The following is a 13102-nucleotide window of genomic DNA, read 5'->3' on the forward strand; positions in this document are numbered from 1 at the left end:
CCTCACTAATAGCGTTTGCGCCGCATTTCCGAAGCAGCCATCCATGCGGTAAGCATGGGTTGAAAAAACAGGGAGAAACATTATGGCCAGGATCGTCGGCGGGATCGCCACATCGCACACGCCCACTATTTCTTTCGCACAAGACGCGGGGAAACAGAACGATCCCGTTTGGGCGCCGATCTTCAAAGGCTATGAGCCGGTGCAGGACTGGCTCGCCGAGACAAAGCCTGATGTTCTTTTCTACATCTACAATGATCACATGACGTCGTTTTTCATCGACCATTATTCTCATTTCACTCTTGGCGTCGGCGACGAATATTATTCAGCCGATGAAGGCGGCGGGCCGCGCGCGATCCCACCAATAAAGGGCGACCCGGCGCTGGCCGAACATATTGCAAAAGGTCTGGTTGCGGATGAATTCGATATCTCCACCTTCCAGAACAAAGGCCTCGATCACGGCTGCTTCTCACCGCTCGGGTTGCTGTTGCCCCATGAAAACGGTTGGCCGCTGAAACTGATCCCGTTTCAGGTGGGGGTCTTGCAATTTCCGGCGCCGACCATGCGCCGTTGCTACAAGCTCGGTCAGGCGATCCGCCGCGCGATCCAACACTATCCCGAAGACATCAAGGTTGCGATCGCCGGCACGGGCGGACTGTCGCATCAGGTCCATGGCGAACGCTGCGGGTTCAACAACACGCCATGGGATATGGAGTTCATGGAGCGTCTTGAAAAAGACCCCGAGGGGCTGCTCGACATGACCCATGCCGAGCTCGCCGAACTTGGCGGACTTGAAGGCGCCGAAATTGTCATGTGGATGATTATGCGCGGCGCGCTCTCGAAAAAAGTTGAGACGACGCACAAGGCTTATTATCTGCCTTCCATGTGCGCGATCGCAAATATGGTGATTGAAGAGCGCTCCGACGAAAAACCGGAAGAAATGGACGCGGCCTATCTGAAGCGCATTAACCACCAAGTCGCGGGCGTCGAAAAACTCGACGGCACCTATCCTTTCACCATAGGTCGCGGGGTGAAAGCATTCCGTCTCAACAACTATCTGCACAGTCTGGTGGAGCCGGCGCATCGCAAGCTCTTTCTCGATGATCCGGAAAAAAGCTTTGAGCAAGCGGGGCTCACCGAAGAAGAAAAAACCCTGGTGCGCGAACGCGACTGGCGCGGGCTTATCCACTATGGCGTGATCTTTTTCATGCTGGAAAAACTCGGCGCCGTGGTCGGCACGTCAAACCTGCATATCTACGCCGCCATGCGCGGCGAAACGCTGGAGGACTTCCAGAAAACCCGTAACGCACAGATCATGTATTCCGTGGCCGGAACAGATAAAGGGAAAACCGACTGGGATAATAAAGAGCCGGCGAAATAGACCGCTGTCTAATCGTCTTCCGGCGGCGGCGGCATATCGTCAGGCGGTGGGGGCGCCGAGGCTTTGCCCAGCGGCGGACCGCGCCGTTCCATGCGTCCGTCTTTCCATTTCTTGCGCCGTTCGGCCCTGCGTTCATTTGCGGTGTCGATAAGGCGCTTGCGCTCCTCAGCGGGAAGGCTTTCAAAGGCGCTCATAAAGGCTTGGTTGAAGGCGTCGCGCTGGCGCTGCTGCACCACGTCGATTTCCTTCAGCTTCGCCGTAATCGCCGCCTCATCCCATTCCTGCGCGCTCATAAGCACGCCAAGCTCGCGGCGAAGAGCGCCGACCTCGCCATGGCTCGACCGCATGACGGGAAGTTGCTCGCGGAAGGCGCTGCGAAAACGCTCGCGCAACTCCGGCGACAGCTCTTCCGCGTAGCGCATAATCTTGAAGGGATCTTCAAAACCGCCACGGGGACCGCGCTCGCCGGTGTGATGCGGGGGACCGTCACCGCCGGCGATCATCCGGCCGGAGACATGACCGAGCGCAAAAATATTGACCGCGAGCGACAAAAATAAAAGCGCGGCCAGTCCAATGATTACTCCGCGTCCCATGAAAGGCCTCCGTCGTCGCTAAGCTCGCCAAGGGCGAGATCGTCCATATAGGCGAGCGCTTCATATTCCGGCGTCAACGTTTCCTGCGCGGAAGCGCTCATCACGCCGGACGCCATGCCGAGCGCGCCAATGCCGGCCAGCGCGCCAGCGGGCGCAAGACGCATGACCGGCGCAAGGCTGCGCAGAAAATCAAACAGGCCGGCTTGCGCTTTTGGCGGCTGATAATTCGCCATGACGCGGTTCATCAGATCTTCGCTCATGCGCGGCGCTGTCGCCGCATTCAAAAACCCGTCCAGCGTGCGCGCTTCAGCAAGGACAGCCGCAGCTTCATTCGTATCGAGAATGTCAGCGAACTCGGCACGGCGCTCCGCTGGCCAGCGCGCCGGATCTCCGCCGAAAGCATCGGCGCAAAATTGCAACGCTTCGAGGCGTTCAGTTGATATGGGCGCCATGTTCATCATCCATTTTCCCCATCAAATGCTCCCGCATGGGCGCAAGACTTGTTCGCAAAGCGCGCCGTCCCCGCGCCAACAGCGATTCCAGCGCCTCAACGCTGACATCCATAATCTCGGCCGCTTCAATATTGCTCATTTCCTGATAGTGGCAGAGCGTAATCGCAAGCTTTTGCCGCTCAGGCAGCTTCTCAAGCGCCTCGTCGATGGCGAAACGCCGCTCGGCTGCAAAAATTTTCTGGTCCTGCCGGTCGCCGCTGTCGGCGCGCTCGGGCGCAGCCTCTTCCGGCGCCTCGCGCTTCGTCTTGCGCAGCTGATCGAGGCAATAGTTCATGGCGATCCGATACAGCCATGTTTCAAATTTCGCGCCTTGTGGTTTCCATTTCCCCGCATGACGCCACAAGCGCAAGAAGGTCTCCTGCACCGCATCTTCTGCGGCGGCGGCGGAGCCAAGCATGCGATAGCTTGAGGCGTAAATCATCCGTGTATGCCTTTCCACAAGTTGCGCCGCCGCGGCTTTGTCGCCGAGACCCGCGCGCCGCACCAGCGCTTCATCGCTATCCGTTTCCTGCTTCAACAAAGCGCCGGTCTGGTTTTGCCCGGCGCCGCGCCCCCAGCAGGCGCAGCGCCAGAAAGTTATAGACGATTAGTCTTTCTTGCCGCGACGGCCATGATGACCGCGGCGGGAACGCTGTTCGTCCTCACTCAGGACGCCATTGCCGTCCTTGTCCATTTTGTCGAACCGTTCCTGAGCCGCGTTGACATATTCGGTGCGGTCAACAACGCCATCGCCGTTTTTATCGGGATTGCGCTCGGCGCGCCATTCTTCGCGTTTGGTTTCATGAAACGCTTTCATTTCGTCCTTGGTGACCGCGCCGTCGCCGTCAGCGTCAGCGTCGGCGATAAACTGCGCATGCTTGTCGGACATTTCATCCGCCGTCAGGACGCCGTCGCCGTTTACATCCATGCGATCCCAATGACCGCTCCAGCGGCCTTCACCTTTGCCATCGGCTGCGAGCGCGCTTGCGGCGATAAGAGCCGCGCCGGCCGCAGCGATAGAGCCAATCATGATCTTCTTCATAAAGGGGTTTCCTTTTCCAGGTTTTCGCCTTCCAGCACCCCTTTAACGGCTCAGCGCCGAAAATCCGTCGCGAGACCTTGCGTATAACCCTGCTCATCGGCGAACGCCTTGGCGAGGGAGCTTTCCACCGTCTCGAGCCGGGCCGCCGGAAGCCGCGGCGCAGCCGGGTCAGAAGAGGAGATTTCGTAAGTATTTCCAGCACTTGCCGCATCCATATCAGCCAGTGCGATAACTCTTTTTCGGGCGGGCGACCAGGCGCAGCTGGTCACACGGCCCTGGGGTTTTCCGTCGCCGAAAACCGCCGCTCCGGGCGAGGCCTGCTCGGCGTCAATGGCGAAGGCGCGCAGGCGCCGCCGAGGCTTCCCGGCCTTTTCCAGCAAGGCCCGCCTTCCATTGAACCAGCCGCGATCAAGGGGCGCGAGATGGGCAAGGCCCAGCTCCTCCGGCGTTCGCGGGCTCGCCCCGGCCCGGCCCGCCGGGGTGAAGTCGAGGCCCGGGCGCGGCGCACCGGCCTCAAGGCGCAACACCTCAAGCGCGTCGAGACCGATAGGCGCGCCGGCGCCGCGGCGGATAATGCGCTCCCAGATGGTCAGCGCCTCCTCTTTCGGGAAGATCAACTCGACGCCCGGCATGGCGCCGAACTGGATCGGCCGCGCAGCGGTTTCAACGCCGCGAAGCACGCCAGAGGCCGCTGTCGTTTCATTGACCGATTTCAGACCCGCGGCGGAAAGAACGCCCGCCGTCTGGGGCCCGAAGATACCAAGTGCGGCGACATCGCCAGAAATATCATTCGCCTCCACCGCCATGCCGCGCGAAGCGAGTGCGATGTGACGCGCATGCGGCGCCGGCAATGTCAAAAGAAAGAGATCATCGGATAGCCGTGAGACCTCCGCAAGGTCGATCACGTAACCGGCGTCATTGAGCATCAATCCGCGAGCGCTTTCGCCCACATGCAGATTGACGGCCGGCGCCGTCGTCAGACGGCCAAGAAACTCCGCCGCTTCGGCGCCGCGCACCGCATAGCGCGCAAGCGGCCCGAGATCGGCGAGCGCTGCGCCGGATTTCGCCGTTTCATACTCATTCGAAACAGAGGAATAAACGCGCGCCGCCGTCCAGCCATTAATGGTCGTCCAGAGATTGGCTTCGCTCTCGGACGCAACAGCCGAAAAAAGCGGCGTCGGGCGCGGCGCGTCAGTGAAAAAATCTTCCGCTGGAAAAATCATTCCGCCCCCTTTTTATAGACGCGCAGGGCGGCCTTGGCCGCTGCACGCCCGGCGGCGCAGGAAAGACCAGCGCCGATCTGCGCTTCCGGGCCGCAGAAATAAAATCCCCTGATCCGGGGGCTTCCCGTTACGGCGGCGGCGAGCGCCCATTGCTGCAGAACATCGGGCTTGGCCGCGTAAGCGCCGGCGCTGGCGCCCGCAGCGGCGGCGTCGTCATTCACAAGACGCAAATCTTCAACTTCAATGCGGCCGGAAAAACCCGCCGCAAACATTTCAATAGAGTCGAGGATGGCGGATCGGATCGCCTCGCGGCGGTCTGCGTCAGGCGCCTCGTCAAACGGCAAGGGATGCGCCATCACCGACATCACCTGGCGTTTGTCGAGCGCGGCGCCTTCATCAAGCGCGGTCGGAAAAATCGCTTCAACCATGACGCGTTCAGGAACATGGCCAGCCCGCGCATCCATGAAGGCTTTCGAAAGCGCTTCAGGCGACGGGGCGTAAACAAGCCGGCGCATCATGTTTTTGCGTGTCGCCTCATCCTGGGCGACGCCTTTCAGAATGATCTGCATGCGCGCTGACGCAATCTCCGGTTTGCGCGCCGTCAAAACCCGCTGCAACCCGATATCGAGAACGCCGGGCCCTATCATCTTCTGAAAGACGTGCTCAGCATCTATTGCGGCGATCACGATCGGCGCACGCAACTGGCCGCCATCGGCCATCACAACACCGGCGACGCGATCGCCCTCGATCAAAATCGATTTCACTGGCGAACCGGCGCGCATATCGACTTTCGCGCCTTGCGCCGCCCTGCGCAGAGCGTCAATGACAGAGACGGCGCCGCCTTTGGGATAGGCGGCCGCACCTTGCAAACCCGCCGCCTCTCCCGCGTAGCGGCGCAGAAGCGACATGAAACTGAATGGCTCATGGGGCGCTGCGGCGGACCGGAACGATGTTTCTGCAAGCAATAATGTGCGGAGTTGGCCATCGTCGAAACGCGTGCGCAGAACATCATCCGCGGTTGCAAAAAGATAGCGCTGGATGCGCGCCGCCATTTCCGGCGGCGCCTGGTTGACGGCTTTTTCAAGCGCGCGTTGTTGGGCGCCGCCTGCCCCGCCATAACCGCCGCCATGAAACGCCGGCCGTAAAAAAGCAGCGGTTTCGAGCACATCGCCCATAAACGCTTCGAGCGCCTCACGGTCGCTGTCATCGTCGAGGTTCAGCAGCGCCGCCTGGGTCAGATCGCCATCGAACCGCAACACGCCGCCATTTTCGAAGAAATAGGTTGTATCGAGTCTGCGCGCTGCGAACTCGACGCCGTAGCGATAAAGATCAAGCTCTGAAATGACGTCGGGATCGAGCACAGTGATGAGATGTTCGCCGTCAATGCCCGTCACCCCCGGCGCAATCTCTCTTGCGGCGATGCGTCCGCCAAGCTCCGGCCCCGCCCCCACCAGCACCGTGCGCAATCCCGCTTTGCCGAGATAGGCGCTCGCGGCAAGCCCATCGGCGCCCGCGCCGATGACAACAGCGTCGATGCCGCCTTCAATGCGGTTTCCGCTTTTATTGTCGTTGTTCAGATCAAGAGGATTAGTCATCGCCGGCGATCACCTGATCGATCAGCTTCACCGCAGCGCTGATGGCGTTGTGACGATGGGGCTGAATGATAACGCGCTCACAATGAGCGAAAGGCGAGACGCCCGAGGGCGGCGCCGACAATTCGGTTTCAGTGCGGCGGATATGCGTGGCGAAGCCCGGCATTCGGCTCGACAATCGCTCCCTGATGATTGATGCGGCGGCCTGGCGGTCCTGCCCGGTCCACGCGCGCCATTCGCCGTCTTCAAAAAACGCCGCCGGGAGATAAGAAGAGCGCGCAATCACCTCACAATTGCCCGTAAATTCAAACTCCACCGGCATCCGATCGCAAAGCTTGCCCTGAAGCGCCGCATCCCGGGCGGCCTGAATATCCGCGCCGTCGTCAATCACCTGAAAGATGGCGCCTTCGTCACCAAGCGGCGCGTCGACCTTGTCATTGAGCTTGAACCGCACGGTGAAATCCGCATGGCCGCCGTCGCCGACACCCCATTGGCGCGCCGAGGCCGGCGTCGCAAAGAAGATATGCTTCACCTTGATCTTGTCGTCGCCGTCGAAGGTGACGTGCGTGAATTTGCCATTCGCGGCGGCGTCGACAGGTTTCTTCAGCGTCGTTTCAACGCCCGCATCCTGACAGACCTGCTCCAGCACCGCGCGCAATGCAGCGCCGCCATTCGGGACGCGCACACGCCAGCTATCGGGATCAACAAACGCCGTCAGGGCCTGCGCCGAGCCTGCTTCCCGGTCGCCCTGACCGCCCGCCGCCAGCGCATGCGCCGACAAATGCGCGCGCAGTCGATCATCGGAAAAATAATCATCGAGAACGCCGGCGCATGATCCGAACAGACGCGCGGCCTGCTCCAGCAGGGCCGGGTCAGACAGCAAGGCGGCGAACGCCTTGACGCCGGGAACGCCGGGTTTGTCATAGCCTTTGGGGGCGTAGGCCGGCGCTCCGCCCAGCACTGTCATCTCTTCAAGGAAATCGCGCCATAACAGGTGATCGGGCGAGCCTTTCTCTGCGAGACTGTCCGCCGTGTCGCGCGCGCTTGCATAAGTGGTGACAGGCGCGCCGTCTTTTAACAGGGTGACGCGCGCGCTCACCGGCTCCAGTGTCAGATCGTAATCCTGAAGATCAAGCCGGCGCCAGACAAAATTCGCAATGGCGGGCGATGCTGGGCTCGCGCGTTTTTTCCGATCGCCGGATGTCAGCAGGGCGACGCGGGCATGCGCTTTCGCCGCCGCGGCGGCCGCGGCGAGGCTCGGCTCATCATCGCCGATCACCAGAAAGTCAAACTGCCCGTTCATCGTCCTGCGCGAACCTCCCCGTCCCGTCCCATTCGTTTACCCTTGGCGAGCACGGCGCTCACCAACAATTATAGTAAACAGACCGGACGCCTGCGCAGCCAAATCCAGCAATTTTCGTTCCGCTTTTACAATTGTATCTTCTCCGCATACGGACGCCATACGCGCAAGCAGCGCTTCTCCCGCCTTTTCCGGCGCAAATACGCCGCCCACAGCGGCCCGGCTCGCCTGCAGAACCGCCTCAAACACCCTATGCGCCGCCATTAAAGTTTCCGCGTCTTCCTGCGCCAATTCGCCTGTTTTCGCAAACCACCGCAGCGCATCCGCGACCCCGCGTGGGGGCCGTCCCTCACCCGAACAGCTGAGCGCCAGCACCTGAGAGATGAACGCAATATCTGTCAGTCCGCCAACAATATTCTTAACGTCCCACACCCCGGCGGGACGTTTCGCCTGATCGAGGCGCACTCGCATATCGGCGGCGTCAGCGCCAACCTCACGGCGGTCACGAGGGCTGGCGATGATGGCGGCGATCTCATCCTCGACAATTTTCGCGAGCATCCCTTCGGGCCCGATCACCCGCGCCTTGACGAGCGACATCGCCTCCCAGGTCCAGGCTTCCTCAGCGTAATAGCGGCGGAACGCGGCAAGACTCACCGCTGCGGGGCCGGCCTTGCCCGAAGGACGCAACTGCATGTCGACTTCATACAGCGCGCCCTCCTCTGTCGCCGCGGAAAGCGCCGTCACTGCGCGCCGCACCAGACGCGTGAAATATTCGACGGCGCCGAGAGGGCGCGCGCCATCCGACTGCGCATCAACAGCGGCGTCATAAATGAACATCAGATCGATATCGGATGTCGCGGTCATCTCTTCCGCGCCAAGACGGCCAAGTCCGACAACCACGAACTCCCCGTCAATCACACCATGCTGGGATTGCATTTCCTTGATCGCCGCATCGGTCAAGGCGCGGATTGAGGCGTCGGCGATCGCCGTAAAATGGCGCGAGGCCTGCGCCGCCGCGAGCATGCCCACCGCCAGTTGCGCCGTGATCTGGAATTTCTGTTCCCCGGCCCAGCGCCGGACAGCATTCAGCGTCCCTTCATAATCAGGCGACGCCTCCACCGCCGTACGACAAGCGGTTTCATAGCTTTCCAGTTCCGGCGGCGGCTCGGACCAGCGATTGTCAAGCAGGCGCTCCACAAGATTGAGATGTTTCGAAAACTCCCGGCCAAGATAGGGAGAAATGGTCATGATACGGATCAGCGTATCGAAAATTTCAAGATTGTTCAGCAGCAACGAAAAGACTTGAACGCCAGCCGGAAGCCGCGTCAGAAAATCTTCAAACGCGAAAAACGCGTCATCAGCGTCGCTGGCCTTGGCCAGCGCTTCCAGAAGCGGCGGCACCAGCTTCGTCAGCAACACGCGCGAGCGTTCGGTGCGGGTGGCGCGAAGCCCGCCCTTGTGCCAGCGCATGATCGCGGCGCTCACCTCCGGCGCCCGTTTGAAGCCGAGTTTCTCAAGGGTTTCCATGGTCGCCGGGTGCTGCTCCACCCCCGTAAAGACAAGCGGCCCGAGCCTCGACTCGGGCACATCCGCCGTTTCGAACAACCCATCATAACGCTCGCCCACGCTCTCCAGGGTCGCCAGCATTTTTCCGCGAAAACTATCGGCGTTTTCTGCACCGGAAAAAACGGCGACACGCGCGATGTCCTCGCGCGCGGAGGGAATGCGATGGGTCTGTTCGTCATTCACCATCTGTAAGCGGTGCTCAACATGGCGCAGATAAAGATACGCCTCACTCAAGGCGTCCCGGTCGGCGGCGTCGATGGCGCCCGCCTGCGTAAGCGCCGCCAGCGCATCAAGGGTCGCGCGCTGGCGCAGCTTTTCATTTTTGCCGCCAAGGATGAGCTGCTGCGTCTGGGCGTAGAACTCGATTTCGCGAATGCCGCCGCGCCCGAGTTTGACATCATGACCTTCAAAGGCGATCTCACCGCCGCCCTTGGCCGTGTGCATCTGGCGCTTGACCGCATGCACGTCTTCGATCGCAGCGTAGTCAAAATATTTGCGCCAGATAAAGGGACGCAAACTTTTCAAGAACTGCTCACCAATGGCGAGGTCGCCTGCCGCGGGGCGCGCTTTGATAAAGGCCATACGCTCCCAGTTCTGACCGAAGGTTTCGTAATAGGCCTCCGCCGCACTCACTGTCACGGCGAGCGCCGTCACGCCCGGATCGGGCCTGAGACGCAAGTCCGTGCGGAAGACATAACCGTCCGCAGTCTGCATCTGCATCAGGTTGATGACATCGCGGGTGACGGCGACCGCGTGTTTTTGCGCAATATGGCGGTCGCCCGCCTGCATGCGCTCGGGATCAAACAGGACAACGAGATCAATATCGCTCGAATAGTTGAGTTCAAAGGCGCCATGCTTGCCCATGGCGAGAATGACAAACCCTACCGACGTCTCCAAAGGCGAGCGCGCAATCGCCGCGGCGAGCGCGCCTTGCAACGTGGCGTCAGCAAATTCCGACAGGGCGGTTGTCGCCTGCATCACCGGCCAGGCGCCGCCGATGTCGCTTAACGCAATCAACAGCGCCGCTTCCTGTTTCAACAGGCGCAGCGCCCGGATCTGGTCATCCACGATTTCCTGGTCAGCGATTGCGCGAGCGTCAAAATTGATGCGGCGCATGGTTTCATCGGGCGGCGCCGCAAACAGCGCCGGCAAGTCATCCTTGCGCTTTAACGCGAGACGGCGGAGATAAGGCGAACAACCGGCTGTCCCTTTCAACAGGGTTTGCGCCGCTTCTGGCAGGGCTTGAAAATCGCCGCCAAGCTCGTCAACAAAATGCGCCGCCGCGTCCTGGTCAAACGCGTCTGGCGCGCTAACGATCATCTCCGCTAGGGTTTTCATGTCTCGCAAAATGCCATTTCCGACCGGCGGAAAGCCAGCAAAAAGAAACGCGCCTCAGCGCCAGACCTGTAATTGACCTGAATCAAGCGCCGTCTAACATCCCGCCGCATCTTTGAGCGCCGAAGACGGGCGAAACCGCAGAGACTTCGACTCCTTGATGTCGATCTCCTCTCCGGTGCGCGGATTGCGGCCCTTGCGCGCGGACCGTCTTGAAATGGTGAAGGTGCCGAAAGTGCCAATCGTATATTTTCCGTCTTTCCTCGCCCGCTTAAGACCGTTTTCGATCTCACCAAAGACAAGCTCCACAACACGTTTCGCATCAGCGTTGCTGAGGCCGCCCGCTTCCGCGACATTGGCGATGAATTCGGTCTTGCTCATGTGACTCCTTTCAAGGTTGGGAAATGCTGGCGTTAATCCGCCGGGGCGAAGGTCATGACAATGCGCAGGCCGCAGCCTTCATCGTTTTTATGTTGCAACCCGTCCTGCAACTCAAGCGTTGCGCCATGGGCGCGGGCGATGGCCGACACAAGCGAAAGGCCAAGCCCGGACCCCGGCGTCGAACGGCTTTGTTCGAGACGCACGAAGCGCTCAAAGATGCGATCGCGGCTTTCCGGCTCAACGCCCGGACCGTCATCGGCGACGGAAAGAACGGCGCCGCCGGTTTTGGCCGGCCCCACTTTAAGCTCGATGCGCGTGCCGCCTTCGGCGTATTTCAGGGCGTTATCGAGAAAGTTTGCGATGGCCTGACTGACCAGCTCACGCGAGCCTTTCACGGGCGGGGTCGGCGCCGTGATGAAGACAAATTCGAAACCGGCGTCCTGCGCCGCCGGCTCATAAAGCTCGGCCATTTCCTCGGCGATCGCGACAATGTCGATGGGCGCCATCACCCCGGCGCCTTCGCCGGATTGAATCCGGGCGATGGAAAGAAGCGCATTGAACGTCGCCAGCACCTTTTCCGAATCGTCGATGGTCGCGCGCAAGGCTTCGTCCTTCGCCTTGTCGTCACCTTGAAGCGCATCATTGAGACGATTGCGAATGCGCGTCAGCGGCGAGCGCAGATCATGGGCGATATTATCGGAAACCTCACGCATCCCGGCCATCAAGCGCTCAATCTGATCGAGCATGGAATTGAGGTTAGACCCAAGATCGTCAAGCTCATCGCCCGAACCGGTCGTCGGCACGCGCTGGCCAAGATCGCCGCCGCGGATCGCCCGCGCGGTTTTGTTGACCACCTCAACCCGCCCCAGAAGGGAGCGGGAAAAGACAAGACCAATCACCACGCCAAGCGCAATCGTCACCATCGCGGCGCGAGTGACTACGCTTTGCGAACGCGCGCGCAAAAACTCGCGGCTGGCGATATCGCGTGCGACAACAACGAGATAGGATTGTTCGGCATCGGCGGAGGCGCGAAAGCGCATCATCTTGCCGCGCGCCTCGCGCTGCTGAATGCCAACTTCGCGGCCCGCCGCATCGACGAGCGGTTTTTCGAATTTGAAATTGAAAAAGTCGCCTTCCGCGGTCAGCGCTTCCGGAGGCAGCGCCGTCAGATTGCCTGCCAGCACGGCGCCCGACGGCGCCCCGATCAGCATATAGATCGCGTCATCCGACCAGGCTGTGCGCTGGCGGATGACGCGGGTGAGCATGCCGGAACCGCTGGTGGAAAACAGATCAGCGAGAACGCTGATCTCGCTGTCGATGACCGTGTCGGTTTGCTTGGCCGCCTCGCCAAAGGTGGCGCTGTAGAGATAGGCGCCAAGCAGGGCCACCGCGCCCGCAAAAAGCACGACATAGATCAGCGTAAAGCGAAACGATGTCGTGCGAAGAATGCGGAGCATGAAAGTCCTAGTCTGTATCCGACAGTCTGTATCCCGCGCCCCGGATCGTTTTCAGGAGCGGTTTATCGAAGTCCTTATCGATCTTCGCCCGCAAACGCGAGATGTGAACGTCAATAACATTCGTCTGCGGATCGAAATGATATTCCCAGACATTTTCAAGCAGCATGGTGCGCGTCACCACCTGGCCCGCATGGCGCATGAGATATTCAAGCAGCCGGAATTCGCGCGGCTGAAGGTCGATTTTACGTTCATCGCGGCGCACGGTCCGGGTCAGGACATCCAGTTCAAGATCGCCGACCTTGAAACGGGTCGTCACTTCCGTTGGTCCCGACGCCCGGCGGCGCCCAAGCGCCTCGATCCGCGCCAGGAGTTCGGAAAAAGCATATGGCTTTACAAGATAATCGTCGCCGCCGGCTTTAAGCCCTGAGACTCGATCATCGACTTCTCCGAGAGCGGACAGAAACAACGCCGGGGTTTCATCGCCGTCGCCGCGCCGGTTTGACAGCAAGGAAAGCCCGTCCATTTTCGGCAGCATCCGGTCGATGACATACGCATCGTAACCGCCGGACGTCGCCATATTCAGACCGCTTTCGCCGTCGAGGGCGTGGTCAACCACATGCCCCGCCTCACGCAGGCCCTTTGCGACATACGCTGCCGCCTCCGCATCGTCTTCAACCAGTAGAATTCGCATGTGGCCACCTTAGCCTGATTTCACTTGATACAAAACGGCGGCGCCGCCGAACT

The 13102-nt window shown here is 60.7% G+C and carries 12 protein-coding genes; 1 reads left to right on the top strand and 11 read right to left on the bottom strand.

What is annotated here, in order from left to right; translation table 11 throughout:
* Nucleotides 1–82 precede the first annotated feature (82 nt).
* Nucleotides 83–1378: a gallate dioxygenase gene (locus ACFOOP_RS18935; RefSeq protein WP_379882728.1), complete on the top strand. Its 1296-nt coding sequence runs from the start codon at nt 83–85 to the stop codon at nt 1376–1378.
* An 8-nt stretch (nt 1379–1386) separates the two neighbouring features.
* Here ACFOOP_RS18935 and ACFOOP_RS18940 read toward each other — a convergent pair whose 3' ends face one another.
* The 11 genes from ACFOOP_RS18940 to ACFOOP_RS18990 all read right to left on the bottom strand — a co-directional run bounded on the left by ACFOOP_RS18940 (nt 1387) and on the right by ACFOOP_RS18990 (nt 13049).
* Entirely contained in the window at nt 1387–1971 is a 585-nt protein-coding gene (locus tag ACFOOP_RS18940; RefSeq protein WP_379882729.1) for a periplasmic heavy metal sensor, read from the bottom strand.
* Nucleotides 1956–2423, bottom strand: a complete 468-nt coding sequence (locus ACFOOP_RS18945) for a hypothetical protein (protein WP_379882730.1) — start codon at nt 2421–2423, stop codon at nt 1956–1958. The genes ACFOOP_RS18940 and ACFOOP_RS18945 overlap by 16 nt, the downstream gene beginning before the upstream one ends.
* Nucleotides 2404–3003, bottom strand: coding sequence for an RNA polymerase sigma factor (locus ACFOOP_RS18950; RefSeq protein WP_379882731.1), 600 nt, complete (start codon nt 3001–3003; stop codon nt 2404–2406). Before ACFOOP_RS18950 ends, ACFOOP_RS18945 begins: the two co-directional genes overlap by 20 nt.
* Before the next feature lie 66 nt (nt 3004–3069).
* Nucleotides 3070–3504, bottom strand: a complete 435-nt coding sequence (locus tag ACFOOP_RS18955) for an EF-hand domain-containing protein (RefSeq protein ID WP_379882732.1) — start codon at nt 3502–3504, stop codon at nt 3070–3072.
* 50 nt (nt 3505–3554) lie between these two features.
* Entirely contained in the window at nt 3555–4727 is a 1173-nt protein-coding gene (locus tag ACFOOP_RS18960) for a glycine cleavage T C-terminal barrel domain-containing protein (protein WP_379882733.1), read from the bottom strand.
* Nucleotides 4724–6322, bottom strand: a complete 1599-nt coding sequence (locus tag ACFOOP_RS18965) for a phytoene desaturase family protein (RefSeq protein ID WP_379882734.1) — start codon at nt 6320–6322, stop codon at nt 4724–4726. The genes ACFOOP_RS18960 and ACFOOP_RS18965 overlap by 4 nt, the downstream gene beginning before the upstream one ends.
* Nucleotides 6315–7622: a hypothetical protein gene (locus ACFOOP_RS18970; RefSeq protein ID WP_379882735.1), complete on the bottom strand. Its 1308-nt coding sequence runs from the start codon at nt 7620–7622 to the stop codon at nt 6315–6317. Before ACFOOP_RS18970 ends, ACFOOP_RS18965 begins: the two co-directional genes overlap by 8 nt.
* Before the next feature lie 36 nt (nt 7623–7658).
* Nucleotides 7659–10523 (bottom strand): bifunctional [glutamine synthetase] adenylyltransferase/[glutamine synthetase]-adenylyl-L-tyrosine phosphorylase, encoded by a 2865-nt coding sequence (locus ACFOOP_RS18975; protein WP_379882736.1) that lies wholly within the window; start codon nt 10521–10523, stop codon nt 7659–7661.
* A 93-nt stretch (nt 10524–10616) separates the two neighbouring features.
* Nucleotides 10617–10901 (bottom strand): HU family DNA-binding protein, encoded by a 285-nt coding sequence (locus tag ACFOOP_RS18980; RefSeq protein WP_379882737.1) that lies wholly within the window; start codon nt 10899–10901, stop codon nt 10617–10619.
* Between the two features lie 32 nt (nt 10902–10933).
* Nucleotides 10934–12358 carry a sensor histidine kinase gene (locus ACFOOP_RS18985; RefSeq protein WP_379882738.1) on the bottom strand — a complete coding sequence of 475 codons (1425 nt, stop codon included), beginning with the start codon at nt 12356–12358 and terminating at the stop codon, nt 10934–10936.
* 7 nt (nt 12359–12365) lie between these two features.
* Nucleotides 12366–13049: a response regulator transcription factor gene (locus ACFOOP_RS18990; RefSeq protein ID WP_379882739.1), complete on the bottom strand. Its 684-nt coding sequence runs from the start codon at nt 13047–13049 to the stop codon at nt 12366–12368.
* Nucleotides 13050–13102 lie beyond the last annotated feature (53 nt).

Origin of the sequence: Hyphococcus aureus (assembly GCF_042643165.1) — a bacterium.
GTDB classification, from domain to species: Bacteria; Pseudomonadota; Alphaproteobacteria; order Caulobacterales; family Parvularculaceae; genus Hyphococcus; species Hyphococcus aureus.

Excerpts from the sequence above, each read along its gene's own strand:
- ACFOOP_RS18980 (WP_379882737.1), bottom strand. The coding sequence starts at position 10,901 with ATGAGCAAGACCGAATTCATCGCCAATGTCGCGGAAGCGGGCGGCCTC.
- ACFOOP_RS18970 (WP_379882735.1), bottom strand. The coding sequence starts at position 7,622 with ATGAACGGGCAGTTTGACTTTCTGGTGATCGGCGATGATGAGCCGAGC.
- ACFOOP_RS18990 (WP_379882739.1), bottom strand. The coding sequence starts at position 13,049 with ATGCGAATTCTACTGGTTGAAGACGATGCGGAGGCGGCAGCGTATGTC.
- ACFOOP_RS18960 (WP_379882733.1), bottom strand. The coding sequence starts at position 4,727 with ATGATTTTTCCAGCGGAAGATTTTTTCACTGACGCGCCGCGCCCGACG.
- ACFOOP_RS18955 (WP_379882732.1), bottom strand. The coding sequence starts at position 3,504 with ATGAAGAAGATCATGATTGGCTCTATCGCTGCGGCCGGCGCGGCTCTT.
- ACFOOP_RS18985 (WP_379882738.1), bottom strand. The coding sequence starts at position 12,358 with ATGCTCCGCATTCTTCGCACGACATCGTTTCGCTTTACGCTGATCTAT.
- ACFOOP_RS18945 (WP_379882730.1), bottom strand. The coding sequence starts at position 2,423 with ATGGCGCCCATATCAACTGAACGCCTCGAAGCGTTGCAATTTTGCGCC.
- ACFOOP_RS18975 (WP_379882736.1), bottom strand. The coding sequence starts at position 10,523 with ATGAAAACCCTAGCGGAGATGATCGTTAGCGCGCCAGACGCGTTTGAC.
- ACFOOP_RS18935 (WP_379882728.1), top strand. The coding sequence starts at position 83 with ATGGCCAGGATCGTCGGCGGGATCGCCACATCGCACACGCCCACTATT.
- ACFOOP_RS18965 (WP_379882734.1), bottom strand. The coding sequence starts at position 6,322 with ATGACTAATCCTCTTGATCTGAACAACGACAATAAAAGCGGAAACCGC.
- ACFOOP_RS18940 (WP_379882729.1), bottom strand. The coding sequence starts at position 1,971 with ATGGGACGCGGAGTAATCATTGGACTGGCCGCGCTTTTATTTTTGTCG.